General features: G+C 71.9%; 20 protein-coding genes. 10 read left to right on the top strand and 10 right to left on the bottom strand.

Translation table 11 applies throughout. The features are described from left to right. Positions 1-133: 133 nt before the first annotated feature. The 3 genes from BJ999_RS43470 to BJ999_RS09165 form a co-directional block, all read right to left on the bottom strand. On the bottom strand, positions 134-4984 hold the full coding sequence (locus BJ999_RS43470; protein WP_179832900.1) for a cation-translocating P-type ATPase: 4851 nt from the start codon (positions 4982-4984) through the stop codon (positions 134-136). 195 nt (positions 4985-5179) lie between these two features. Further along, positions 5180-5848 (bottom strand): YoaK family protein, encoded by a 669-nt coding sequence (locus BJ999_RS09170; protein ID WP_179832899.1) that lies wholly within the window; start codon positions 5846-5848, stop codon positions 5180-5182. A gap of 539 nt (positions 5849-6387) precedes the next feature. Next, positions 6388-6768, bottom strand: coding sequence for an ATP-binding protein (locus tag BJ999_RS09165; protein ID WP_179832898.1), 381 nt, complete (start codon positions 6766-6768; stop codon positions 6388-6390). Between the two features lie 136 nt (positions 6769-6904). Between BJ999_RS09165 and BJ999_RS09160 the strand changes: the two genes are divergently transcribed. From BJ999_RS09160 to BJ999_RS09140, 5 genes are all read left to right on the top strand, one after another. After that, positions 6905-7687 carry a helix-turn-helix domain-containing protein gene (locus tag BJ999_RS09160; RefSeq protein WP_179832897.1) on the top strand — a complete coding sequence of 261 codons (783 nt, stop codon included), beginning with the start codon at positions 6905-6907 and terminating at the stop codon, positions 7685-7687. Next, positions 7675-7854, top strand: coding sequence for a DUF397 domain-containing protein (locus BJ999_RS09155; protein ID WP_179832896.1), 180 nt, complete (start codon positions 7675-7677; stop codon positions 7852-7854). The genes BJ999_RS09160 and BJ999_RS09155 overlap by 13 nt, the downstream gene beginning before the upstream one ends. Positions 7855-7973: 119 nt before the next feature. Then, complete coding sequence (locus BJ999_RS09150; RefSeq protein WP_179832895.1) at positions 7974-8153, top strand: DUF397 domain-containing protein; 180 nt, start codon at positions 7974-7976, stop codon at positions 8151-8153. 557 nt (positions 8154-8710) lie between these two features. Continuing rightward, complete coding sequence (locus tag BJ999_RS09145; RefSeq protein WP_179832894.1) at positions 8711-10042, top strand: erythromycin esterase family protein; 1332 nt, start codon at positions 8711-8713, stop codon at positions 10040-10042. A 312-nt stretch (positions 10043-10354) separates the two neighbouring features. Beyond that, entirely contained in the window at positions 10355-14407 is a 4053-nt protein-coding gene (locus tag BJ999_RS09140; RefSeq protein ID WP_179832893.1) for a hypothetical protein, read from the top strand. Between the two features lie 27 nt (positions 14408-14434). On the opposite strand, the gene BJ999_RS09135 is transcribed toward BJ999_RS09140, so the two are convergent. Together BJ999_RS09135 and BJ999_RS09130 are read right to left on the bottom strand one after the other, a co-directional pair. Further along, positions 14435-15688, bottom strand: coding sequence for a serine hydrolase domain-containing protein (locus BJ999_RS09135; protein ID WP_179832892.1), 1254 nt, complete (start codon positions 15686-15688; stop codon positions 14435-14437). A gap of 13 nt (positions 15689-15701) precedes the next feature. Beyond that, positions 15702-16808 carry an endonuclease/exonuclease/phosphatase family protein gene (locus BJ999_RS09130; RefSeq protein ID WP_229810437.1) on the bottom strand — a complete coding sequence of 369 codons (1107 nt, stop codon included), beginning with the start codon at positions 16806-16808 and terminating at the stop codon, positions 15702-15704. 176 nt (positions 16809-16984) lie between these two features. Between BJ999_RS09130 and BJ999_RS09125 the strand changes: the two genes are divergently transcribed. Further along, positions 16985-18139, top strand: coding sequence for a sensor histidine kinase (locus BJ999_RS09125; protein ID WP_179832891.1), 1155 nt, complete (start codon positions 16985-16987; stop codon positions 18137-18139). 29 nt (positions 18140-18168) lie between these two features. Here BJ999_RS09125 and BJ999_RS09120 read toward each other — a convergent pair whose 3' ends face one another. Then, positions 18169-18732 carry a TetR/AcrR family transcriptional regulator gene (locus tag BJ999_RS09120; protein ID WP_229810438.1) on the bottom strand — a complete coding sequence of 188 codons (564 nt, stop codon included), beginning with the start codon at positions 18730-18732 and terminating at the stop codon, positions 18169-18171. A 249-nt stretch (positions 18733-18981) separates the two neighbouring features. Between BJ999_RS09120 and abc-f the strand changes: the two genes are divergently transcribed. The 3 genes from abc-f to BJ999_RS09105 are packed head-to-tail and all read left to right on the top strand — an operon-like array spanning position 18982 to position 22617. Next, positions 18982-20595 (top strand): ribosomal protection-like ABC-F family protein, encoded by a 1614-nt coding sequence (gene abc-f / locus BJ999_RS09115; protein ID WP_179832889.1) that lies wholly within the window; start codon positions 18982-18984, stop codon positions 20593-20595. Positions 20596-20641: 46 nt separating this feature from the next. Next, entirely contained in the window at positions 20642-21289 is a 648-nt protein-coding gene (locus BJ999_RS09110) for a CatB-related O-acetyltransferase (RefSeq protein ID WP_179832888.1), read from the top strand. Between the two features lie 47 nt (positions 21290-21336). Then, positions 21337-22617, top strand: coding sequence for an erythromycin esterase family protein (locus BJ999_RS09105; RefSeq protein ID WP_179832887.1), 1281 nt, complete (start codon positions 21337-21339; stop codon positions 22615-22617). A gap of 15 nt (positions 22618-22632) precedes the next feature. Here BJ999_RS09105 and BJ999_RS09100 read toward each other — a convergent pair whose 3' ends face one another. After that, positions 22633-22911, bottom strand: coding sequence for a helix-turn-helix domain-containing protein (locus BJ999_RS09100; RefSeq protein ID WP_179832886.1), 279 nt, complete (start codon positions 22909-22911; stop codon positions 22633-22635). A 66-nt stretch (positions 22912-22977) separates the two neighbouring features. Between BJ999_RS09100 and map the strand changes: the two genes are divergently transcribed. After that, positions 22978-23748, top strand: coding sequence for a type I methionyl aminopeptidase (gene map / locus BJ999_RS09095; protein ID WP_179832885.1), 771 nt, complete (start codon positions 22978-22980; stop codon positions 23746-23748). Positions 23749-23763: 15 nt separating this feature from the next. On the opposite strand, the gene BJ999_RS09090 is transcribed toward map, so the two are convergent. From BJ999_RS09090 to BJ999_RS09080, 3 genes are all read right to left on the bottom strand, one after another. Continuing rightward, the gene (locus BJ999_RS09090; RefSeq protein WP_179832884.1) at positions 23764-24276 is read right to left on the bottom strand and encodes a cupin domain-containing protein; all 513 of its coding nucleotides are present in this window, start codon (positions 24274-24276) and stop codon (positions 23764-23766) included. 33 nt (positions 24277-24309) lie between these two features. Further along, the gene (locus BJ999_RS09085; RefSeq protein WP_179832883.1) at positions 24310-25284 is read right to left on the bottom strand and encodes an MBL fold metallo-hydrolase; all 975 of its coding nucleotides are present in this window, start codon (positions 25282-25284) and stop codon (positions 24310-24312) included. Positions 25285-25417: 133 nt separating this feature from the next. Next, a complete protein-coding gene (locus BJ999_RS09080) occupies positions 25418-25855 on the bottom strand; it encodes a VOC family protein (protein ID WP_218935638.1) in 438 nt (145 codons plus the stop codon). Positions 25856-26058: the final 203 nt, after the last annotated feature.

Below are 26058 nucleotides of genomic sequence, written 5' to 3'. Positions count from 1 at the left end.
GGCTACCCGGGACACCAGCGCCGCAATCAGCATGTTGCGGTCCGTTTACGGGGGTTTAAGGATTCTTCTCTGTCGCGTCCAGCGGCCTCAACGGCGCCCAGGCCAAGCGGCCAGTTCCTCGGCGGCTGACCCTTCACCGGGATCCGGACGGCCTCGCCGGACCCGGCCCGGAAGGGGAAGGCAGCAGCCTTGGGGCGACGGCGGCCCCCAGGGTCGCGGCCGCCGCCGCCATCGTGACGATCGTCCAGGCTCCGGGGCCGAGAGGGGTGCAGCCGAAGAACTGGCTGATGCCCGGTGTTTCGACCACGGCGAACAGGGCTGCGGCCGAGACGGCGCAGGTGGCGAGGACCAAGGGGCTGTTCCAGCGTGAGATGAGCGTTTGGCCGAGTTGGGCGCAGACCAGGGCGGCCAGGCCCATGGTGGAGGCCCGGCGGCGTCCTCCGGGGACGAGGCCGGTGAGGCGGCCCGCCTGCCAGGAGGCCAGGGCCGCCGCTGCGGTGGCGGCACCGCGCACGGCCAGCACCTGTCGCATGTCGTGGCCGGTGAACCCGCGTACCGGCGCGGCGCCGAGTGGTGCCGAGGGGTCGGGTCCGGGGTCGGCGGGGGTGATGGCGACGGCGAGCGACGGCAGCATGTCGGTGAACAGGTTCACCAGGAGCAGTTGCCGGGTGCTCAGTGGGGCGTTCCCGTCCAGTGCCGTCCCCAGGGTGGTGAAGGCCACTTCCCCGGCGTTGCCGCCCACCAGGATCGCGGCCGCGTCCCGGACGCTGTTCCACAGGGCGCGGCCCTCGCGCAGCGCGTCGAGGATGAGTGTGGTGTCGGGCGCGGTCAGGACGAGGTCCGCGGCGTTGCGGGCCGCGCCGGAGCCGCGCCCGGCGACGGCGATGCCGACGTCGGCGCGGCGGATGGCCGCGGCGTCGTTCGTCCCGTCGCCGGTCATCGCGACCACCCGCCCGGCTCGGCGCAGGTCCTTGATGATCCGTACCTTCTGGGCCGGGGTGACACGGGCGTAGACCGTCGCGCGCTGGACGGCCTCGACACGCTCGGCGGCGGACAGAGTGTCGAGTTCGGCACCGGTGACGACATCGTGCGCGTCGGGGATGCCGAGTTCGGCGGCGACCGCGACGGCGGTGTCCGGGTGGTCACCGGTGATCATGGTGACCTGCACGCCCGCCTCACAGAGCCGCCGTACCGCCTCCTCGGCGGTGGGACGCGGAGTGTCGGCGATGCCGATGAAACCGAGCAGGGCGAGGTCCTCGACGTGCTCGGTGATCTCACCGCGCGCTCCGGCGGCGTCGGGGACGTTCCGTTCGGCGATGGCGAGCACGCGCAGGCCCTGTCCCGCCAGCCGGCGGACGGTCGCGGCGGCGGCGCGGCGCCGGGCGGCGGTGAGCGGCTTGTCCCGACCACCCTTGGCTCCGCCATGGACCCGGCTGCATTTGGCCAGGAGCACTTCGGGAGCGCCCTTGACGGCGATGACCGCTCGGTCGTCGTCGTGCCCGAGCGAGGCGGAGAACCCCCGGGTGGTCTCGAAGGGCAGTTCCTCTTCCAGGCGCCACCGGCTGTCGGGTGGCAGGTTCTCCGCGCGCTCCAGGACGGCCCGGTCGGTGGCGTGGGGGGCCTGCCCGCCGCCCGGCGGTGGGCAGGCCCGCGCGGCGACCCGCAGGAGGCCCCGGCCGCCCTCCCCGGTCAGGGGCAGCGGACGGGTGGAACCGGACGCGCGGACCACGCGGAGCCGGCCCTCGGTGAGGGTGCCGGTCTTGTCGAAGCACAGGGTGTCCACCCGGCCGAGGGCCTCCAGCGCCCGGGTGGAGCGGACCAGCACCCCCAGGCGTGACAGCCGCCGCGCCGCGGCCAGCTGGGAGATGGTGGCGACCAGGGGCAGCCCCTCGGGGACGGCGGCCACGGCGACCGCGACGCCGGATCCGAGGCCGCGGCGCAGGGGCCGGCCGCGCAGCATCCCGAGCAGGGTGACGGCCGCGCCGCCCAGAACCGTGGCGGGCAGGGCCCGGTGGGTGAGCTCGGCCAGGTGGGCCTGCATGCTGGAGGAGACGTCCGCGGCGCCGGCGAGGGCCGCGGCCCGTCCCGCCTCGGTGGCCTCGGCAGTGGCGACGACGACGGCCCCCGCTTCGCCTGCCACGACCGTGGTGCCCTCGTAGACCATGCAGTGCCGGTCGGCGGGGCCGGCGCCCGGGGAAGGCTCGACGCTCTTGTCGACGGGTACCGACTCACCGGTGAGCGCGGCCTCGTCCACCTCCAGCGATTCGGCCCAGAGCAGCCGGGCGTCCGCGGGCACGACGTCCTCCGAACGCAGCAGGATCACGTCTCCGGTGTGCAGGCGGTCGGCCGTGACCCGGTCGCTCTCCGCGGTCCGCAGCCGCGCGAAGTCCCTCTCACCGGCCGCCTCCCCTGCTTGCCCCTCCACGACCGCCTGCGCGTCGACGCGCAGGCGGCGGGCGTGGATCCGTTGTGTCAGCAGCAGCTCGCCCAGTGCCTTCTCCGCCCGCATGCGCTGGGCGCCGCCGACGAGGGCGTTGCCCGCCACGACCCCGGCGACGAGCAGCGCGTCGACGCTGGAGCCGACCACCGCCGAAGCCGCCGCCCCGAGTGCGAGGACGGGAGTCAGCGGGTCGGCGAGTTCCTGCCGCACGGCCGCGGCGATACGCAACCCCGTGCCGGCGGGCCCGGCCACGGCCCGGCGCAGCAGCGGCACCTTCGCGAGCCCTGCGGCCTGCGTTTCCGCGCCGTTCCCGGCTGCGCGCTCGGCGGCGATGCGCGACAACCGCCGCCACGCCGCCTCGGCGGTGAGGGCGTGCCAGTCGTCCCGGACGATGGGCAGCGGCAGCGGTCGGTGGTTCAGCCGCCGGGCGCTCACCGCGTTGACCGCCATCGCCGGCAACGAGGCCGCGTGCACCGGGGGCACGTCGTGCCAGGACCCGACCACGCGGCGCAGCCTCACTCGTCCGGCGCGGCGCCGGCGCGGCCTTCCCGCGATCAGCAGCGCACCCAGCGCGGACGCGCTCAGCGACAACTGTGCGGCACGCTCGCTGGCACGCCGCGCCGACCGGACCGCCACCAGCAACCGCCACGCCTCCGCCAGGCCCGGACCGCACAGCAGGTCGGCGCGCCAGTCGACCGGACGATCATCGCGCAGCACACCGATCCCCACGTCGGCAGCATCGAGCGCCTGATCCTGCCCGCATGCGACGGCCAGAACCCCATGGCCGTCGCGCTGCAGGTCACTCACGCACCGCACCAGCCGGTCCGCGGCCACCGCGGAGTCATCGCCCCAGGCCAACAGCTCACGGGTGCTGGCATGCTCGGTCAGGACCACCACGTCGGCCGCCTCATGCGCCGCCGAGAGCAGGGCCTCCGCCAGGGGGTCGAGCGAGGACCCGACCCACACCCGGCCGCACCGTCCTCGTTGCTCGTCGAGTAGGTCCAGCGTGACGCCGCACGGGTCGGCGGGGCCGCCGGACGGTGCGTCGGCCGCCCGCTCCAGCCGGCACCCCGCCGCCTCCCGACCGCCCTCGGGCCTCCCCCGCCACGGCCCGGGCCCTTCCAGGTCATCGCGACCGTACCCGGCCAGCAACGCGCTCGCGGCACGCCACACGCCCGCGTCGTCCAGCACGTCACCGGTGGCGACCGCCGACAGCAGCCGCAGCTCCCCATCGCACAGCACGGCGGAGTCGATCACCACCGCGCTGACCCGGTCCAGCCGCCGCAGCGCCCCCGGGTCCAGCTGCACCACGCCCCGCCGCGCAAGGTCATGTGCCAGCACCGCCGCGAACGCCTCCCGCCCGTGCCGTGCCGCCTTCGGCACGGTCGCCAACAGCAGGTCGGCGACGGCGGACACATCGCGCGTGCCCGCCAGGACCCCGGCAGCTCCGATGAGGTGACCCAGCGACGTACGGTCCGCGGCCTTCTCCACCGGCCCGTCCGGAAGCGGGCAAGGACGCTGGGCACGGCGGCCCCAGTCTTGCGGCCGGCCGCCCGCCAGCCGCGGCTCGCGGGCCTCCCACACCTCGCGTCGCGCCTGGATCTCGTAAAGCTGAAAGACCCGGTGGGCGGCGTCAACGGCCACCGGGACGAGCCCCTGCCCGGCCCCGTGCACGACGGCACTGGCCACACCGAGCAGAGCGTCGGCGCGCGGCGCGCCCAGCCGCCGCTCCAGGGCCGCCCGCACCCTGGGCATGGAGTCCGCCACCGACACCGCCGCCACCACCGGCCTCGGCACCGGCGGAAGGAACAGCAGCCGCCCGGCCAGTGCTCCAGCGGCGCCCGCGCAGTCGGCCACCAGGGCGGACATCGCCGCCGTCCACGCCATCTCGTCGTCCGGTCGACGCGCGTGCGCGGCCTCGTCGAACCGGGCGGCCCCGTGCGCCTCCTCCACGTCCTCGACCGTCGACACCAGGGTGTCGAGGTCCACCGCGCCCTCCGCGTACGCCACCAGGACGTGACCGGTGACCGCGTTGACCTCCGCCAGGTCCACGCCTTCCAGACTCAGAAGCGCATCCCTCAGCGCCTTGGTGTATCGCCGTTGCCGCCTCCCGCCGCCCGCCAGGCCGTTGGCCCGGATGTGCGCCCGTCCGCCCCGCGCCCACACCCGGCGACCGGACTCCCCCGCGGCCAACGCGACCACAGCCCCGGACACCCGGGTCGCACGGTCGAACCCCGCCTCCGCCACCGCTCGGACCGTAGAGCCCACGCCCGGCCGGCCGTCCTTCTGGTCCGGCGCTTCCTCGCTCTTTCGCCGGCCTTCAGCGGCTTTCCCGCCCTCGACGCCCCCGCGCAGGACAGCCGCCCCCCGCCTCCCGACCTCATGGACGGTCCCCGTGGCGACACGGGCGGTGGTTCCCACGCCGACCGCGGCCGCCCGCGTCCCCGCCACCGCACCGCTGACGGCCAGCGTCGAAGCCATGTCCACCGCCGCGAACGGCGCGGCGAGCACGGCCTTGGCAACCGACATCCCCGCGATGCCCACCGCACGCTCCCTCAGCCCTCGAAGAACCGAGACCGATCACCTCATCCGCCGCCTGCCGCCGAGTACCCGCAACAAGAGCCCACAAACAGCAAAGCACCAGCTCAGCCCGTTTCGGAGCCTCACCGGGCCACCGACCTACCATCCGGGTCCCCGACCGCCGGTCAGCACCGGAGCACGGCCGGGAGGGCCGCGTGGTCATCCGTTCCTCGGCTTTCTCGCGGCGGCACCCAGTCCGGTCGTCGCCGCAGCGCACAAACAGATCGTGGTGAACGACCAGAGGCCCGTACCGGTCGCGCCGACGATGGCTCCGATCATGTACAACAGCCAGGCCAGGGCGAGCAGCCTCGAACCTCGTCGCCGATGGGAGCTCTCACTGCTTCGGGCGAACAACCGGGTCAGCGTGCCGGTGACCACCGTGGTGGGCACCCCGTTGATGCCGAGCCGCATGCCCTGCGCGCTTTGGACGCCCATCGCGGCCGCCGCCAACCCCACACGTGCCCAGTTCGGGCCGGGCACAGCCGCCACGGCCAGCAGGAGCGACTCGGCGCCCACGAGGGGCCATATTGCGGTCAGGCGTCCGAGAATGCGCGAATCGAGCCATCCCGCGGCCGCCACGCCGACACAGAACGCCGCGAGTGACGTCAGCGGTTCGCTCACGCCGCGATTCGGGCCGGGCAGGGCGTCGCCGAGCGGGAGGCGTTCGGCGATCCCGATGGCCAGCAGCACGCAGTTGCCCGTCTGGTTGGCGACGAACACGCCGCCCAGCGCGAGGTAGGCGGCGGCGTCCACCAGCCCCGCCACGGTCGTCAGGACCAGGGCCAATCCGACGGGGCCGATCTCCGGAAGACAACGCTTGCGACGCATGGGTTCAGTCTCACCACCGATCGATGGCCGACACGGGGTGTCACAGCGAAGGTCCTGGAGTCCGGTGACCCCGACGCCGGCCAGATGCTCGCTCTCCCCTGCCTGCTCCCGTTCGCTCCGCTGGAGTCCGCGGTGGGAGCGCAGGGCCGAGACCGTGGTGCGGTCCCAGGGCGATGACACGGACGTACGAGGCGGTCTTCAAGCGGTGACACCAACGCGCCTTCCCCGCCGCTTCCGCATGGCGGCACGCGCTGCTCGCAGGACACCGCGCCACCATCGACCGCATCCTGGCCCAAGCGTTCGGCTTGGCTCCGCCAGCCGCGTTCTGCGGGCGGGTGACGCTCCGTCCGCGCCTACCCGGACTCGTTCCTTTGCCAAGCGGGACGGAAATGGAGGCTCGCCGTCCATCGCCGCTTGCAGCAGGCTCAGGGAAGACGAACGGATGAGAACGGGCCCTTTCGCCTGCCACATGCCATGGTTCAGGGAGATTTCCCAGGACGAGTGACGTTCGCGTAGGGAGACCAGTGCGTCGGCCTCGTTCATGACGTGCTTTCAGGGAGGAGCGCCCACACGGCCTTTCCGCCGCCTCCGAGGGGCTGCGTGCCCCATTCCTTGGCGAGGACGTCCAGCATCGCCAGCCCGCGTCCACCCTCACTCAGCAGGTTCGCCGCGCCCGCCACCGGCAGGACGTTGGAAGAGTCGAACACCTCCACGACCGTTCCCTTGTCCGCCTGGACGACCCGCACGGTCGTGGTCGCGCTCCTGGTGTGCTGCAAGACGTTCGTCACCAGTTCCGACACCACGACCTTCGCCACATAGGCGTCCTGTCCCCACGTCCCCAGGACGGCCTCGACCCAGTCCCGAGCCACCTTTACCGACTCGGCCCGAACCGGCACCACGATCTCCGCGGGGCACTCCATAACGATCACCTCCGATTTCCGGTAACTCCCCGCACGGAATCCACTCCAAGGCGTAACGTGAACACGCAAGCTCCGAGACGCACACCGAGGACTCAAAATCATTTAATTCCAGTTCAGAGCCACTGGAGGTCTCGTCATGGCCAAGCGCAAGCCGTCCCCCGCCCTGAAGGCTTTCGGTGCAGAAGTCAGACGCCTGCGGGAAGACGTCGGCATAACCCGGACAGAGCTCGCCAACCGCCTATCGGTGACGCCCTCCTATGTCTCGCAGGTCGAAAGCGGCAACACCCGCTGCCGCAAAGACTTCGCTCAGCGTCTGGACCAGGCGTTAGGCACCGGCGACCAACTCGCGACGGTCTGGACCAAGCACCTGCGCGCGGCGAGCTACCCGAAGTTCTTCGCCGACTACTCGGAAGCCGAAGCATCAGCCGACCTCCTCCGCGCCTACGAGGCAACGTTCGTGCCCGGCCTTCTGCAGACGAAGGAGTACGCCCGCGTACTTCTTCTCTCCGAGACCACTCTCGATGGACGTCTCAACCGGCAGCAGATCCTGTTCCGCGAGGTGCCGCCCCGGCTCATCGTGGTCATGGACGAGAGCGTGCTCATGCGGGAGGTGGGTGGACCGGAGGTGATGCGAGGCCAGTATGACCATCTGCTGAAGATGTCAGAGCGAGACCACATCAGCGTCCAAGTTGCCCCGATCGCCTACTACCGAGGCGTCTCGGGATCGTTCAACATCGCCACTCAGTCAACACGAGAGGAATTAGTCTACTTGGAGACGTCCCCCGGTGGCCTTACATCTGACGACTCACAGGATATCTTGCATGTGATCAGCGCCTTCGCGGAGCTACAGGCACGTGCACTGAGCGCCGACGGCTCTCGCGACTTCCCACGAAAGGCGATGGACCGATGGACGGTGTGACCTGGCGAAAGGCAAGCCGCAGCAACGATCAGGGTGGAGCATGTATCGAACTGGCCGCCCTTACTGAAGGCGTGGCCGTGCGGGATTCCAAAGACCCGGATGGCCCGAGAATTGAACTCGACCCAAGCTCGTTCCGCGCACTGCTGACTGGCCTCAAGCTGCGGTAACGCGTTCTGGACGTCATGGGGCCCCGGCAGCTCGCCGGGGCTCCAGCGCTTCGCATATCAGCATCACGCGCCTACGCTGGAGGGGCAGAACCTGCGGTCACGCGGAGGGACGTCCAGCAGTGGACCAGGCAGAGTGGCGCAAGGCACGGCGAAGCAACGACCAAGGCGGGGAATGCGTCGAGCTTGCTGCCCTCCCGAAGGGCGTGGGCGTGCGGGACTCCCAGGACCCGGATGGGCCCAAGCCACTGCTTGCCCCCGCTGCCTTTCTTGCACTCCTTGCGGACCTCAAGCAGCAATAGCGCGGCTCGGGGCCCAGGCGAGTGGCCGGGGCTCCAACACGTTCACAGTCGCCACCACGCGCCCACGCCAGATGCCGGGATACCGTGCGTCCTGCCGTCGTCCGTGACACGGTTCCGCCGACGCCCGCACCGGCTGAGCAGCGCCTTTCACCATCCGGTGGAAGCAGCCGACGCAGGGCGGCAACCCCCGACCGCCCCGAACAGGCCCGGACGGTGCGGTGGGCGCGAGGCCGCCGGAGACGGCCGGTCATCCCGAACTCCCCGTACGGCTCAGCGGGCCACAGGCACCGGCAAGGCGCGCTCGAACGGCACGAGCGGTGCCGACTTCCAGCCTTCTGGCCGCGCTCGACGGGACCCTAGGAGGACGTAGGGGTCCTCCGGGCGACCTGCTGTCTCTTCTCCAGGCCGCCTCACCGCCTGACCCGCTGGCGCGTCGCGACGTGTGCCGCTTCAGGCGATCGGTGGTTCTACGCCGCCGGGCGTAGCCGACATGACGCCCCTGAGGGGACGTGGCCCGCGGAACCGGCGAGCCACGATGACGGCCGAAAGGAGAAGTGATGAAGCGATTTGGACGGAACGCACAGGCGTCACTGCTACTGGCGGCCGGCATCGGAACCGCGGTCGCGGGCGCGCCCGCCGTGAGCGCCGCGCCCCGCACGGAGCCGGTCACCGAGCCGGTCACCGAGTGGGTCGGGCACAACGCCGCGGCACTGGGCACCATCGACCCGGCGGCGCCCCTGGACGACCAGGCGCCGCTGCTGCGGTCGGTTCGCGGCGCCACCGTCGTCGGCCTCGGCGAGTCGGTGCACGGCACCCGCGAGGAGACGCGGCTCAAGCACCGCGCACTGCGGCTCCTGGTCGAGCGGCTCGGCTTCCGGTCCGTCGCCTGGGAGGAGAACTGGACGACGGGCGTCCAGATCGACCGGTACATCCGTACGGGCGAAGGGGATCTGGAGGCGCTGATGCAGCAGATGCTTCCCCAGTACCAGACCGGCGAGGTCGCCGATGTGCTGCGCTGGCTCCGCGACTTCAACGCGGGCCGGGCCGACAAGGTGCGCTTCGTCGGGGTGGAGTACTTCCTCACCGGCCCGCCGGCCTACGACGCCGTCCAGGCCCATGTCGCCGCGACCGCTCCGGAGCGCCTGGCCGAACTCCGGGGCCACCTGCGGGTCCTTCGCCCACCGAGTGCGGACATGTGGAAGTACGTCACTGAATACATGCAGGTGGCGGACAAGCAGCCGTACATCCGCCACGCCCGCCGACTGCACGACCTGGTCGAAGGGCTGCCGCACCGGCCGGGAGACCGAGCGCACGCCCTGGCCGTGCACAATGCCCGGCAGATCCTGTGGTTCTACGAGCACTACGGCCTTCCCGAGGCCGACCAGCACGGCTACAGGGACGCCCGCGCGGCGCGGAACCTGAAATGGTGGCGCGGATTCAGCGGCGACAAGATCGCATACTGGTCGGCCGGCGCGCACACCGCCGACGCCCCGCGGATGCGCATCGTCGGGCCTCCCGGCCCGGACATGCGCTTCGCCAGCGCCGGTTCGTATCTCCGCCGCTGGTACGGCCCGCGCTACCGGTCGATCGGCTTCACCTTCGACCACGGGACGGTGAGCCTGGGCGACGGTCGGACCGCGCCCATGCCGCGTCCCGCTCCGAACTGGTTCGAGAACCCCTTCGGCGGCGTCCGCACCGCGCAGTTCACCCTCGACCTGCGCGCACCGGCGCCCCCGCCGGTCCGCACGTGGCTGGACGCTCCGGTCCAGACCCGGGGCCTTGCCCACACCGGCCCCGGCTCGTACATGACCGGCGGCACCCTGCGGCAGTGGTTCGACGTGATCGTCCACCGCCAGGAGGTCACCCCCGCCACAGCGATCACGTCATAGGCCCCGTACCGAGCAGTCCCGGAACCGAGCCGGCACCCGGCGAGGGTCGGTACTTCTCGGCCTCGTCGGCGAGGACGCAGGCGTCCGCCCGCAGTCCGCCGTAACGCGGCGCAGGCAGCCTGAGTCGGCCCCCGGACCGTCACGGAACGCAGACTTTCTCAGGGCCGGCTCAGGGTGGCGCGTTGTTTCGAGCGGACACGGCAGGAGGCTCCTTCGCAGACCTGAGAGTGGGGGCTCCGGCTTCGGTGGCCGGTGTCGGTGATCATGCGTACGCTGACCGGTCAAGATCGAGATGGGGAGGCTGCGGCGTACATGGGGTGGCGGATCGAGGCCGGCGGATACGCGGCGGAGCTGACGGACGATCTGGAGATCGTCTACCGCAACCCCAGGGGGCGGAAGCTCAAGCAGCTTCCCGAACAGGTGCAGGGCGCGCCGGGCCTGGCCGCGATGTTCGTGGTGCGGCGGTACCTGAAGCGCCACGAGGAGCAGTGCGACGAAGCGGCACGCTCGTGGGCGGCTCAGGGGGTGGGCGTTCCGCGCGTGTTGGCGGACGCCGACCCGTTCTGGGCGGAGGCGCTCGACGCGGCGGGTGTCACGCTCACCACCGAGCCGGTCGAAGGCGGACTGTGCGCGCGGACCTACGTCGGCCCTGACGACCGCAGGCTCACCCAGGTGCTTCGCGAGCCGGCCGTCCGCTACCGCGACTTGCTGATGGCGGTGGACGGGTGGGAGCCGGAGGGCCTGTTCGAGACCGGCCTGCACGACCCCTACGGCGACGTGGTCCCCTTCCCCGAGAGCATCATCGCGGCGCACCCCGACGCGGAGCGGCTCGCGGTGGAGAAGGTCCACACCCTGGAGGTCCGGACCGGTCGCTGGCGCTACTTCTACAAGCCGTCCGTGGAGGAGACCCTGGGTGGCCTGGAGGAGTCCGCGCCCGCGCTTTTGATCTCCCTTCTGGACGCGGTGGCCGACGCCGCCCTCGACCACGATGAGCCGGACCTGGCCTCCGCCTGGTTCGGCCGCGCACGCAAGCTCGAACGGGCGCTGGCGCACCGTCCCGACCCGGAGTGGCTGGCCGGGCGCTACGAAGAGCACGCGCACGTGCTGTCCGCGACGGTCCTGCGGGCCTGGGCACGCGACCTGGGCGCCAGGGGCGCGGCCACGCCGGAGGGCCTTGCCCGCTTCCGCGAGGTGGCGGTGTGGCGGGTCGAAGCCGGCGGCGACGTCCATCCGCAGCTCGCCGCCGACCTCCGGAAGATCGCCAAGGCCGCCGGGCTGGATCCCGAGGAGGAGCTCGCGGCGTTCCTGCGGTCGGTCTTCGCGGCGGGCGAGGTGTCGCTGGGCGACGAGGCGTTCTGGACCGACGCGTTGAAGGGCCGTGCCATGGACCTGGTGTCCGGGCCTGAGGCGGCGCGGCGGGCTCTGGACCTGCGTCCGAAATGGCCGACGCACGGACCGCTGTGGCTGAAGCTGCTCGACCGCAGCGGCGCCCTGGCGATGCTGACCGGGGACGCCCCCGGCCTCCAGCGCGGGGAAGCGGCCGCCTGGCTGGTCGACTGCGTGCAGGGACACGATCACTGGAAGGACCCGGTCGGCGAGCTCTACGAGGTGGCCGAGCGGATCGGCCCGCGGCTCGCGGCCGACGGGGTGCCGGTGGCGTTCCGCTTCTGGCGGCTCGACGAGACCGGCCGCAGGAGGACGCCCCTGGACATGATCGACATGCTGCTGGAGCACGGCGTCCCCGTCGCCGACCCGCCGGAGCGCCTCGGCCCCGCGTTCCTGCCCGACCTGGTGGTCGCCCGCCGCCCCGGACTGCGGCACGTCCTGGCGGACGAGCGGTTCGCGCGGGAACTGCGCGCCAGGGCGCGGGGCGACCTCGACATGACCGTCGGGGACAGCGCGTCCAACACCTGGTACGAGCCGCACGAGACCAAGGGGTGGGGCAGGCTCCCGGGACCGTTCGACAACCCGATCGGCCACGAGGAGGTGCGCGCGTGGTGCGCCCGCGAGCGCGCCCGGCTGCGCGAGGGCCTCGACCTGTACGGGCTGCGGATGCTGCTCGCCCGGTTCGTGCACGTGGGCGCGGCGGTGGACCTGCTCCTCAAGGACGCCGAGACGGCGCGCGAGTTCGCGGCGGTGGACGTCATGGCGCTGCTCATGGCCGACCTGCCGGACGAGTTCACCCGCGAGCGCGTCGACGGGCTGGTGAAGCTCCTGGTGCCCCACTACATCAACCGCTCGGTGTCGGGGCCGAACTTCGTGGCCCTCTCGCAGGCGCTGCCGGAGCTGAAGGAGCAGGACAGGGCCACCTTCGACAGGGTCGCGTTCTCGCTGGTCACGGCGGTCAACTGCCGGGTGGGCCTGGAGCGCCTCGTCCGCCGCCTCACTCCGGGGGACGAACCGGAGGCGGAGCCCCGGGCGCAGAGCGCCGACCCGGTCGTGCGGCAGTGCGGCCGGCTCATGGATCTGGCGGGCTCCGGCACGCCCGTCTGGGACGGTGACCTGAGCACACCGAGCGCCCGGCTGGACGGCAACGTGGTCGGCCTGGAGTTCCGGCCGAACCACGCCAACACCGCCGCGTACAGCGGCCCCCTGTCAAGGTCGAGGCCGAGTCCGCACCAGAGGCCGGCCGCCTACGCGACCTATCCCTTCGTGTCGGGCGAGCCGGGCCGCTGGCGGGTGGTGCGCTGCGAACTGCCCGAGGCCACGGAGCGCGGCACGGTCTCCCCCGGGACGGCGTTCCGCACGGCCACGTCCGTCGCCCTGGTGGTGGGCGTCGACTATCAGGCGCCCCTCGAACGGGTGCTCCTGGAGTACGCCCCCGAAGGAGAGTTCGCCGAGGAGGGGCCGCTGGCGACGGCCGGGGCGGGCCTGCTCGACGCCTGCGTGCTGGAGCCGGTGCGCTCCGCCGACTGGTTCGCGCGGTTCGACGAACTCTGGCGCGAACGGGACCGTCCTCCGGTGAGCCCTGAACTGGCGGCCGTGTTCGCGGAGAAGACGGGGCTGTCGGAGGCCGAGGCGGCCGTTGTCCTCCAGGGGGCGCTCCTGTCCGCGCCGTACCAACTGGCCCCGGACGATCCCGTCCGGCTCGTCCACCCCGGTTCCAGGCCGTCCCGCTGGACGCGGTGGAGCCCGGAGATGGACCGGGCGAGGGAGAGTCTCAGGGCCCTGCGACCGCCCGAGTTCTACACCAGGCTCTACGAACGCCTCCTGCCGGACGACCCGGAGGAGCTGTGGTCGTCGGGCCCGGCGGTGGACCGCGCGGCCGCGTGGTGCTCGCAGGAGTCGGGGGCCCCGTTCCCCCTGCCCAGCGGGCTCCTGCCCCGCGCGCTCAAGGAGATCACCCAGCCCAGGGGCGAGGCTCCGCTGCCACGCGCGCCCCGGGCGTCCCCCTGGGTGTGGCGAAGCGGTCGGCCGTCCCTGCGTCCGTGGGTGCTCATCGGCCGCGTCGCCGCCGGCGCGGACTGCCTCGCGGACGCCTCGGCCTTCTCCGGCGAGCCGGACCCGCTCGCCCTGCCGCGCGTCGCCGCCTGGCTCGCCTACCGGACCCCGGCCGGCGATCCGCTGCGTCCCGCGGTCGGTGCCGCGATCTCCCGGCTGCGGGAGGCCGCGGGGCCGCGCACCCTGTTCTCGCTGCAGAGCAACCACCTGATGGGCGCCCCGCCGCCCACCGGCGTGCTCACCGGCCATCCGGCGGTGACGCTCGTCGAGGACGACGTCTTCAGCCTCAGCCACCTGCGGGTGGATCCGGCCGCGGTGAAGGGGCCGGACGACCCGCTGCTCGACACCCTCGACGACTACTACGACGCGACCCTGCCGTCCCAGGTGGTGCCCAGCGGCTCCGGGCTTCCCGCACTGGCGGACCTGCGTCTTCTGCTCAGCGACGACTTCGCGGCGCTCGGCGCGCACCTGGCCGCCGACGCGGACCTGGCGCCGGGCTGGGAGCAGCACCCGGCACGCTCGGTGCCGTACCTGGTGGAGGAATGCGCGGAGACCCACCGGCTGGGCGAGGACGCGGCGGCCCTCTACCTGATGCTTCTCGCCCTGCCCGACCCGTCCGACCGCAACGTGAAGGAGTGGACCGGCTGGAAGCCCGCCCGGTTCAAGGCGGCGGTGGCCGAACTCGGCGGCTCGGGGCTCGTGCTGAACGCCACCCGGGCGCGTGCGGGACGCTCGCTGTTCGTGCACGGCGCGTGGCGGGAGTACAAGGCGCCGCGCCTGCCCATCGAGGTGCCGAAGATCCGCCTGCTGCCGCTGGCGGAGGAGCGCCGCTCCACGGCGAACATGGCCGTCGTCCCGTCCGGCCCCGTCCCCGTCCTCTTCGACCGCGCCTGGAGGAACGCGCGTCCCCAGGGACTGCGGTAGACCCGCCCGCTCGTGTCGTGGGCCGGGTCAGCCGCCCGAGCCGGGGTCGGGTTCCGCGCCGGTGATGGCCTTCATCTCCTGGCCCAGGACGTCCACCAGGGACCCGCCGTCGGAGTCGCGGTTGGTGAGGATGATGCCGACCCAGCCGGTGTAGGGGTAGATGCTCCAGTTGGCGCCGACACCGGGGTTGCCTCCGGCGCGCTGGTACATCCACTGGCCGTTGACGATGCTGATCGGGATCCCGTACGCGCCGAACGACGCCGGTCCGTGCGGGATCTTGGCCGAGGTGAGCACGTCGGCCCAGGGCCGGTCCAGCACCGTGCCGTCGCCCAGGGCGCGGGCGAACCGGACCAGATCCGGCGCGGTGGCGAAGCCGCCGTCCCCAGGGGCGTCGATGAAGGCGCGGCCCGGGTTCTTGCCGAGCACGTACGGGTTGGGGCTGCCCTTGTCCAGGTTGTGGAGGGCGTCCACCACGCTGCCGTCGGCCACCTTCATGTACGGGTGCGCGATGTGCCGGTCGGTCAGCCACTGCGGCCTGGTGTAGAAGCCCGAGCCGGTCATGCCGCAGCGCTCGAAGATGTTCTCCTGGACGTAGTCCCAGTACGACATGCCGGCGACGGCCTCCACGATCAGCGCGGAGATGGTGACCTCCGGTTCCGCGTGGGCGGTGTTCGGAGTGCCCGGGACGCCCACCGGTTTCGCCTGCCGGGCGCGCTGCTCGTAGTACTCGTGCACCTCGTCGCGGCTCTGGAAGACGTGTTGCACGTCCTCATCCGGCGCGTCCAGTCCGGAGGTGCCGGACAGCAGGTGGTGGATGTTCACCTTCTCGGCGATGTCCTTGGCGAAGCCGGTCAGGTGGGCGCCCACCGTGTCCGTCAAACGCAGCTTGCCCTGCTGCGCCAGCTGCAGCATGGCCACCGCGAAGAACGGCTTGCCCGCCGAACTCAGGCTGAACGCCGTGCCCTCGTGGTTGCGGACCCCTTTCTCCTGGTCGGCCATGCCGTAACTGCGGGACAGCACCGTCCGGCCCCGGTGCGACAGCAGCACCACACCGGAGAACTTGCCCGCGGCGGCCAACTGCGCCACGTACCGGTCGTAGGCTCCGCCGGGCCGGGTCTCCGGCGGGATCTCATCCCGCCCGGACGGGCCGGCCGGGGGCGAGGCGGCGCGGCCGGTCCCGGCGCCCACCAGCGGCACACCGGCCGCCGCGCCGGCGGCGGCCAGGCCGCCCCAGGTGACCAGCCGCCGCCGGCCGACGCCACGTACAGAATCCGAGTCCATGCTCACGGTCCTTTCACCAGCTGATTCCGGCCGCCACCGGCAGGTGGTCGCTGCCGGTGGCGGGGAGCACCCACGAGCTTTCCGGCTTCACGCCGCGGACGAGGATCTGGTCGATCCGCGCCATCGGGAACGTCGCCGGCCAGCTGAAGCCGAAGCCGTCCCCGGCCTCGTCCTGGACCGAGCGAAGCCGCGAGGTGATGCCGGCGAGCGCTCGGTCGTCCTCGGTGCCGTTCAGGTCCCCGAGCAGCACCACCCGCTCGTTCCGTTCGGCGGCGACGGCCTCGCCGAGCGCCTGCGCGCCTCTGTCCCGGTGGGCCGTCCAGAAGCCCGCCCTGGGATTCACGCGCACGGACCCGAGGTGGGCCACGTACACCGCCAACGGCCCTTGTCCCGTGGCCACCGTTGTGCGAAGCGCCCGGTTGTAGTGCATCTTGACTTCGGCCGGCTTGGACTCCCCCAGCGGCCCGGCGTCCGTCTTGATGTCGACCGGCCGGGTGTCCGACAGCGGCAGCCTGCTCCACAGCCCGACCGTGCCCTGCACCGTGTGGTACGGGTACGCCTTGGCCAGCTCCCTCTCGTACGTGCCCCTGACCTGCTCGGCCAGCTCCTCCAGCGCCAGCACGTCCGCCCCGGAGGCGGCCAGGTCGCGGGCGGTGCCGATCGGGTCGGGGTTGTCGGCACCGACGTTGTGACTGGCCAGGGTGAGGTCGCCGCCCGCGTGGGACTTGTCGCCGAGCAGCCCGCCGAAGAGGTTCAGCCACACCACGACCGGCAGCAGCAGCGCGGCCACCGCGGAGGCGGAGCGGCGCCACAGCGCCGCTGCCAGCAGCACCGGGACGAACAGGCCGAACCACGGCAGGAAGGTCTCCACCAGGCTGCCGAGGTTCCCGATCCGGTTCGGGATCTCCGCATGCAGCAGCATGAGAAGGCCGAGCAGCAGCGCCGACGCGGCGAGCACCAGACCGCGCTTCCAGGGCCCCGGCCGGGAGCCGGCGCGGATCGCCCGGCGGATGCCCGCACGCCAGGTCCCGGCACCGGTGTGCCGGTGGTCGGTGCCGGCCTGTTCGGTCTCCACCGCGTCGACCTGCGCCATCGTCTGTGGTCGCTCACTGCCGGTCACTGCTGCATCCTCGGACGGTCACGCCGTCGCATCGGGTTCGAGTCACATCGCCAGTCAAGGCGGCGCGGTGTTGCCGGCGCGTATGGGGTTTTCGATATGCCGACGATATGTAGCGGTTCGTAGCATCGAGAGCATGCGTGTGTGGATCGTCGAGCCCGTCCACCCCGGCGGCACTCGTGGATAGGCGCCCAGGGCTCAGCGCTCGGCTGAAGCTCACCCTCAGCTACGCCGGATTCGTCCTGCTGGGCGGCGCTCTCCTGCTGGCCGTGGTCTGGGTGTTCGTGCTGCGCTGGATGCGCGACATCGACCCCGGAGACATCCAGCGGAAGTACGGCATCGTGATCGTCGTCGGGCCCGACCGCTCCGACCTCCTGCAGGGCTTCTATCCCGCCGCGGCCGCGGCGATGGCCCTCCTCCTGGTGTTCGGCCTCCTGGGAGGGTGGTTCCTCGCCGGCCGGATGCTCGCACCCCTCACCCGGATCGCGGACGCGGCAAGGACGGCCTCCAACGGATCACTGTCCCACCGGATCCGGCTACGGGGCCGCAATGACGAGTTCCGCGAACTCGCCGACGTGTTCGACACCATGCTCGAACAGCTCGAATCCCACGTCGACGAGCAGCAGAGGTTCGCCGCGAACGCCTCCCACGAGCTGCGCACCCCGCTGGCGATCTCCCAGACGCTCCTCGACGTCGCCCGCACCGACCCCACGCGGGACCAGGGCGAACTCATCGAACGCCTCCACAGCGTCAACACGCGGGCGATCGATCTCACCGAGGCCCTCCTGCTGCTCAGCCGCGGCGACCGCAGGAGCTTCGCCCGCGAGCCCGTCGACCTGTCCCTCATCGCCGAAGAAGCCGCCGAAACGCTGCTCCCGCTCGCCGAACAGCGCCGGATCACGCTGGACGTCACCGGTGAGAGGGCACCGGCCGTCGGTTCCGCGGCCCTCATCCTGCGGATGGTCACCAACCTCGTCCAGAACGCCGTCGTCCACAACCTCGCCGCCGGCGGCACCGTGACGATCCACACCGAGTCGCGGCATGACGCGAGCGTGCTGCGGGTCGAGAACACCGGCCGGCCGGTCCCGCCGGAACTGGTCCCGACCCTCACCGAGCCCTTCCAGCGCGGAACGCAACGCATACGCGCCGACGAGCACGCCGGCGTCGGCCTCGGGCTGGCGATCGTGCACAGCATCGTCCGAGCACACGACGGAACCCTCGACCTCGTCCCCCGCCCCGCCGGCGGCCTCCTCGTCACGGTCCGACTGCCCGGGGGGCACGCGGAGGTGTCTCAGCAGGCGTCCTCCCCGGGCGGGGCTTGCAAGATCCGTTGATGGGGGCTCCGCCGGCCGGTTCCGCGACCTCACCCAGGTGTCGTGTTCGCCGAGGGGGGCTCGGCGAAGGCGCCGGCGGCCGCGGCCAGGGCGGCGGTTCTGGCCGCGTGGCCGGGGAGGGCCGGGTCGGGTGGGGTGCGCAGGAGCACCAGGTGGTGGTACAGCGGTGCGGTGGCGGCGATGAGAAGGCGCCGGGCGTCGGTGCGCGGCGGTAGTTCGCCGCGGTGGGCGGCCCGGGCGACGACGATCTCGCAGCGGGTGTAGCGGTCCTCCCAGAGCCGTTGCTGGGCGCGGGCGGCCTTCTCGGAGCGGAACGAGGCGGCGATCAGGGCCGCCATGATCGGCGGCTCGGCGGCCATGGCCGTCTGGATCTCCTGGTTCAGGGCCGCCAGGTCGCCCTCCAGCGAGCCGGTGTCCGGGGGTCCCCAGTCGTCGTCGCCGGCCGCGTCGAGGACGTCGGCGAGCAGGCCGCCGACGTCGTTCCAGCGCCGGTAGACCGTGGCCCGGTGAACACCGGCACGGGCGGCGACGGCCTCCATGGTGAGCCCGTCATAACCGTGTTCGCCGAGCTCCGCGAGGACCGCTTCGAGCACCCGCGCACGGGTGCGGGCGGTTCGGCCGCCGGGGCGGGGCCGGGGCGGTGGCGCGGGCCGGTCGCCCTCCGGTCGCGGCGTTCGGGGAGTCATCGCAGCTGGTCCGGTTGCTCCGTGGGACGGTGGCATGGCAGTATCTTAATGTAACAGTTGTCGCATTAGTGGAGTGATCGATGCTCTTCCGAAGCGTTCGCCCGGCCGCGCGGCCCCTGACGGCCGCCCAGTTCTCGAATGCTCGGGAGTGCTCGCATGCCTACACAGATCACCGCGCTCGGTGTCAGCAAGTCCTACGACGGCAGGCTCGTCCTTGACGAGGTGACCTGCTCCCTGGCCGCGGGCGAGCGCACCGGGATCGTCGGAGAGAACGGCTCCGGCAAGACCACCCTGCTGCGGCTGCTCGCCGGGCGCGAACAGCCTGACCAGGGCCGCGTCGTCGTCCAGGCCGCCGGTGGCGTCGGCTATCTCGCCCAGGACGGGCGGCCGGCGCCGGACGCGACCGTCCAGCAGGTCATCGACCGGGCGCTGAGCGGTCTGCGCGCCGTCGAGGAACGGATGCGCCGCCTGGAGGCGGCGATGGCCGGGGGCGAGGAGTCGGCCGCGGCCGAGTACGGGGACCTGATGACGGTCTTCGAGCTGCGCGGCGGCTATGACGCCGACGCGCGGGTGGAACGCGCCCTGCACGGGCTCGGGCTGGGTCTGGTCGACCGCGGCCGCACCGTGGGCGGTCTCTCCGGCGGGGAACGGGTCAGGTTGCGGCTGGCGGCCGTCCTGGCGGCCGCGCCGGAGGTGCTGCTGCTGGACGAGCCGACCAACCACCTCGACGAAGGCGCCCTGAACTGGCTGGAGGAGCACCTGCGCGCCCGGCGGGGCACCACGGTGGCGGTCTCGCACGACCGGGCGTTCCTCGATCGCGTCGCCACCGGCCTGCTGGAGGTGGACGGCGACCGGCGCCGCGTCGTCCGGTACGGCAACGGATACGCCGGCTACCTCGCCGAGAGGGCGGCGGCCCGGCGGCGCTGGGTCCGGGCGCACGAGCAGTGGCAGGACGACGTCGACCGGCTCCGCCGGGCCGCCGCGACCACCGCCCGCCAGGTGGCCCCCGGCCGGGAGATGAGGGACCGGAACAAGATGGCCTACGACCGGGCCGGCGGACGGGTGCAGCAGTCGCTGGCCGGCCGGGTGCGCAACGCCGAGGAACGGCTGCGCCGCCTGCTGGCCGACCCGGTCCCGGCTCCGCCGGAGCCGCTGCGCTTCACCCCGGTCCTGCGGGCCCGCCGGCTGCGGGGGGCGGTGATCGAGGCCGCCGGCATCGCCGTCGCCGGCCGGCTCGGCCGGACGACCCTCACCGTCGCGGCGGGCGACCGCCTGCTGGTCACCGGGCCGAACGGAGCGGGCAAGAGCACCCTGCTGCGCGTCCTGGCCGGAGAACTCGCTCCCGACGGCGGAAGCGTCACCCGTCGCGGCCGGATCGCCTACCTGCCCCAGGAACCGCGCCCCGGACGCCTGGACGAGACCCTGCTGGCCGCCTTCGCCCGCGGACGGCCGGGAGAGCCCGCCGAGCACGCCGAACGGCTGATGGCCCTCGGACTGTTCGAACCCGATCGGCTCACGGTGCCGACCGGCCGGCTGTCCACCGGGCAGCGGCAGCGGCTCGCCCTGGCGCGGATGCTCGGCGAGCCGTCCGATGTCCTGCTGCTGGACGAACCCGCCAACCACCTGTCACCCGCCCTGGTCGAGGACCTGGAGAACGCCCTGGCCGACTACGGCGGCACGCTCGTCATCGTCAGCCACGACCGGCTGCTGCGCCGGCGCTGGAAGGGCGGTCACCTCGCCCTGCAGGCCACCCCGGCGCCCGCCGTCTGACGTTCTCCACGCCCGCGACCACCTCTTCAGTAAGGAAACGATCGTCATGCCGCTTGTCCCCGCCGACCCGACCGTCGTGCATCCGATGCCCGACCAGCCGCGGGTGGTGCTGCTGAAGCCGCTGGTCACCTCGCCGCTGATCGAGGTCGGGGAGTTCACCTACTACGACGACCCGGACGATCCGACCGCGTTCGAGACCCGCAACGTCCTGTACCACTACGGGCCGGAACGGCTGGTGATCGGGAAGTTCTGCGCGCTGGGCGAGGGCGTGCGATTCATCATGAACGGCGCCAACCACCGCATGGACGGACCCTCGACCTTCCCCTTCCCCATCATGGGCGGCTCCTGGTCCGAGCACTTCGACCTCATCACCGGCCTGCCCGGACGGGGCGACACCGTGGTCGGCCACGACGTCTGGTTCGGCTACCGGACCACGGTGATGCCCGGCGTCCGCATCGGCCACGGCGCGATCATCGCCTCCGGCTCCGTCGTCGTCGACGACGTCCCCGACTACGGCATCGCCGGCGGCAACCCGGCCAGGCTCATCCGCCGCCGCCACGGCGACGCCGACGTCGACCGCCTGCTGGCCCTGGCCTGGTGGGACTGGCCGCTCCAGCACATCACCGAGCACGTCCGCACGATCATGTCCGGCGGCATCGACGACCTGGAGGAAGCGGCGGCCCGCATGAGGTGAGTCACCCTCCGCCCGTTCGCCTTCCGACCCTGAATCGAGTTGTCAGCATGCCTGCTCCGTCCCACCACGTCTCGTTCGCCGACTGGCTCGGCGCCCACGCCGTCCCGCTCGCCCACCTCGACCGTGAAGCGCCGCTGGACGACCTGGAGCCGCTGCGCGGCATCATCGGCGACGCCCGTGTCGTCGCGATCGGCGAGAACTCGCACTTCATCACCGAGTTCTCGCTCCTGCGCCAGCGCATCCTGCGGTTCCTGGCCGAACGCTGCGGTTTCACCGTGCTGGCCTTCGAGTACGGCTTCAGCGAAGGCTTCCCGCTGGACGCCTGGGGCCGGGGAGAGGGACCGGACGGTGATCTGTCCGCCCATCTCGCGGCGGCGATCCCGGTGGGGGTCGAAGAGCCACTGCGCTGGATGCGCGGGCACAACGCCGCGAGCGGGATCCCGGTGCGCTTCGCCGGGATCGACATCCCGGCTGCGGGCGGGTCCCTGCTCCCCGCCCTGACCCCGGTCGCCGAGTACCTGCGCCAGGTCGACCCCGAGGTCCTCCCGTTGATCCAGGAGGCCATGCGGATCGCCGGGTCGTTCGCCGGCGCCTCGGCGGCCGCGGCCGCGCCGGCCTGGACACGCCTGGCCGCCGCCGAGCAGGACGCTCTCAGCGCGATCCTGACGCGCCTGCTCATCCGGTTCCGCGCCGTCGCACCGCTGTACACGTCCCGTGGTGACCAGCACGGTTATGACGTCGCCCTGCGTCGCCTGGAAGCCGCCTGCCACGCCGACTACGGCTTCCGCGCCATGGCCGGCCTGTACGCCGGCAACGGCCTGACCGCCGACACCTCGGCCCGGGACGTCTTCATGGCCGGGTCGGTCCAGTGGCACCTGGAGCACTACGGGCCCGGCACCCGCATCGTGCTGGCCGCCCACAACGCCCACATCCAGAAGACGCCGGTCTCCTTCAACGGCCACCTCACGGGGCTCCCCATGGGACAGCATCTGCACCACGCCCTGGACGACGACTACGTCGCCCTCGCCCTGACCAGCATCACCGGACACACCGCCGACATGCGGCCGGATGAGAACGCGCGCTTCGGCTTCGCCGTCGACGCCACCGCGCTGCGGCCGCCCGAGCCGGGCAGCATCGAGGCCGCCTTCGCCGACGCCGGGCTCGGACTGAGCATCGCCGATCTCCGCCCGGCCCGTGCGCACGCTTCCGGCGGCCCCGACCGCATCCGGATTCAGAGCGCCTACGTGGAGACTCCCGTCCTCCACGCTTTCGACGCCGTCGTCGGCACTCCGGTCTCCACCGTCGCCGACGGCCTTGAGAGCGCGTGAAAGCCGTCCCCGGGCTCAGGCACCGGAGCCGGTGGGTTCGACGTCTCGTTCGGGCCGGCTGATCTCGGCCCACACCTCGTCGAGGGAGAGTCCGAGGACGCAGGCGATCGCGGCGATGGTCGAGAAGGCGGGGGTGGCCACGCGTCCCGACTCGATCTTCCGGAGCGTCTCCGGCGAGACGCGTGCGTCGAGCGCGGTGGCGAGCATCGAGCGCTCTCCCCTGGCCCGGCGCAGGAGGGCGCCGAGGCGCTGCCCGCGTTCGACCTCCGCGGGAGTGAGCGGCAACCTGACCATGGCCCCTATTCTAGTACCGGTATAGTATGGCCGGTATAGTTATTGGTTGCATAAGATGGGCGCCGCATGATCGAGATCCTGAACCCCAGCGAACTGGCCCGAGCGAAGGACACCGGCGCCCTGGTCGCCGGCATCCTGCAGACGCTCAAGAGCCGCACCACGGTCGGCACGAGCCTTCTGGACATCGACCGGTGGACCGAGACCATGATCGTCGAGGCGGGGGCGCAGTCCTGCTACGTCGACTACGAGCCGTCCTTCGGACGCGGGCCGTTCGGCCACTACATCTGCACCGCCGTCAACGACGCCGTGCTCCACGGGCTGCCCCACGACTACGCGCTCGCCGACGGTGACCTGCTGACGCTCGACCTCGCCGTCTCCCTGGGAGGAGTCGCCGCGGACTCCGCCATCAGCTTCATCGTGGGCGAGGCACGGCCGCCGGAGAGCGTCGCGCTGATCAGCGCGACCGAACGCGCCCTGACCGCCGGGATAGCCGCCGCGGGACCCGGGGTTCGCATCGGGGACGTCTCCCATGCCATCGGCTCGGTCCTCCACGAGGCGGGCTACTCGATCAACACCGAGTTCGGAGGTCACGGCATCGGCTCCACGATGCACCAGGACCCCCACGTGTCGAACACCGGACGCCCCGGCCGCGGGTACAAGCTGCGCCCCGGTCTGCTGCTCGCGCTGGAGCCGTGGATCATGGCGGACACCGCCGAACTCGTCACCGACGCCGACGGATGGACGCTGCGAAGCGCGACGGGCTGCCGGACGGCCCACAGCGAGCACACGATCGCCATCACCGACGACGGAGCCGAGATCCTCACCCTGCCGAGGTAGGCGCCGAACGCCTGCCTAGCCGGAGAATGTGCCCTTGCGGGCGTTCTGCCAGGATGCGCTGTCCAGCAAGTGGACGTCGTAACGCTCCTGTACCTGCGCGAGGACCTCGGGAGAGTCCTGCCCCTTGGCGACACGCTGCAGCATTCGGAAGTAGCCGAACCGCTGGACGCCCGGGGTGATCCCTATCAGCAGATCGGTGTCGAGGCCTCGTGCCGCCCCGAAGGCATGCGGAAGACCGGGCGGGATCACCAGGAAATCTCCCCGGCCGAGAGACTGGATGACGTCGCCGAGAAGGAACTCGGCCGTGCCGGCGAGGACGTAGAAGAACTCCGTCGAGCGCAGGTGGCGATGCGGCAGCGCACCGTCGGCTCCGTCGGCGAGGGTGAGACGGCTGGCGCTCAGGGCCGCGCCGGTCTCCTCGCTGTCGGTCAGAAGCCCGAACCCCCCGCCGCCGGGCAGGTCGAGGACCTCTCCGTCGCCGCCCCGGACGAGCAACGCGCTCTCGCCCGGCTGAGGTGTGCTGGTCATCGGAAGTCTCCAGGTACGGTCACCGGGCGCCGGTCAGGGCTTGATGCTGAACGGGCCGAGCGAGTTGTAGTCCAGCCGCAGCGACTCTGCCATCGCCCACGCGTTGGGCAGTGTGAACACGTCCGCGCCGCCCAGGCGATCCAGCCACCTCGGAACGACCTCGTCGGCCGCCTGTGCGGCCACCGCGTCCAGGTAGGCGCGGAACACCGCCCAGCCGTTCTCGGTGTCGACGGGCCCCATGGTCGATTCGAGGTCCACGCTTGACAGCGCCGCCTCGGTGGTGGTGCGCAGGTCGTTCATGTACTCGATCTGGGTACGCACGTCCTCGGGCGTCCCGGGGCGGTTGACGTGGCCGCCGACCAGCTGGTCGAAGTCGTATCCGAGGACCTTGTCGTACAGGGCGAACACCCCGGGCATGTCGGCCGACAGCGCCAGGTTCGAGAACGGCACCCAGCCGGGGAAGATGACGTCGACCAGCATCACGACCCGCTGGTTCGGGAGGTAGATCAGGCTGTTCCCCTCGGTGTGGTTGGGGCCGGGGTAGTCCAGGTGGACGATGTGGCCGCCGGCCTCGATGGTGAGGGTGTGGTCGAAGACCTCCGTGGGGAGAGGCCGATCCGGGTCGGCGAGCGCCTCCAGCCGCTGGGCGACGATGCTCTGGGCGTAGCGGGGGACGGAATCGGGGTAGATCGACATGCCGCCGACATGATCGCCGTGTTCGTGGCTGTAGATCACGTGCGAGATGGGCTTGTCGGTCACCCGCTTGATGGCACGCAGGATGTCGTGCCCGAGCGTCGGGGGCGCGTCGACCGCGATGACCCCTTCGTCATGGACCACGAACATGTTCCCGTACTGGCCGTCGCTGAGCCAGAAGACGCCGTCGGCGATCTCCTTCATGACATACCCGGCGTCCGGGATCTCAGGTCCCTTCGCGTTCTGCGGCAGCGGGGCCGTCGGACGTTCCCTCCTCCGCTGCGCCGATGCGGAGAAGTGAGACATCGTCGTCATGATCATCCCTTCGCTCGCCATCTCAGGGCCTTGTCCGCCCAGCCTTTCCGGTCACCGCGCAGTGCCTAACCCAACAAAACTGAAAGTCGAGTAAATTCGGGCCCGGAATCAGTGCCTTCCATGGCCGCCGCGGTCACCGGCCCGGCAGGCGAGTGGTGATCTCCTGGAGGAACCAGGCGTTGCCGTCCGGATCGTCGAAGGAGGCGAACGAGCCGTAGCTCGTGCGCTCGGGGTCCGGCCCGGGGACCCGTCCCCCGGTCCCGGCGTGGTGGAAGACGCCACCGGCGTCGTGGAACACCTCGCCGACCTTCGCACCGCGCTCGACCAGTTCGGTTCGGGCGGCTTCGATGTCGTCCACCACCAGGTGCAGGCCGTGCGCCGAGCCGGGCGCGTCCGAGGTGACGCCGGTTCCGAAGATGACCGAGCACGCCGACCCCGGCGGCGTCATCTGCACCACCCGGAAATCCTCGCCGGTGGCGACGTCGGCGTCCTCACGCCATCCGAGCGCCTGGTAGAAGTCCTTGGCGCGGTCGACGTCGGTGACGGGCACCACGACGACCTCGAGTCTCATGTCCACGCTGCCGCTTCCCCCTCCCACGCCACAACTGCCCTGATACCCACCGTCACGCCGAGAGTCGCCAAAGCTAATAAATCCACTTTAAATAGCCACAAAGCCTCGACAATGGAAGTTTTGGTCCACTCCTGCGGGCGATGGCGACGGCGCCCGCCTTCCTTGCCACCGCCTCGTCCAGTCGACTCCCGTGGTGCCGGACG

Origin of the sequence: Actinomadura citrea (assembly GCF_013409045.1) — a bacterium.
GTDB lineage: Bacteria > Actinomycetota > Actinomycetes > Streptosporangiales > Streptosporangiaceae > Spirillospora > Spirillospora citrea.
Note: the sequence above shows the minus strand (reverse complement) of the source record. Positions and strands in the feature narration are given on the sequence as shown.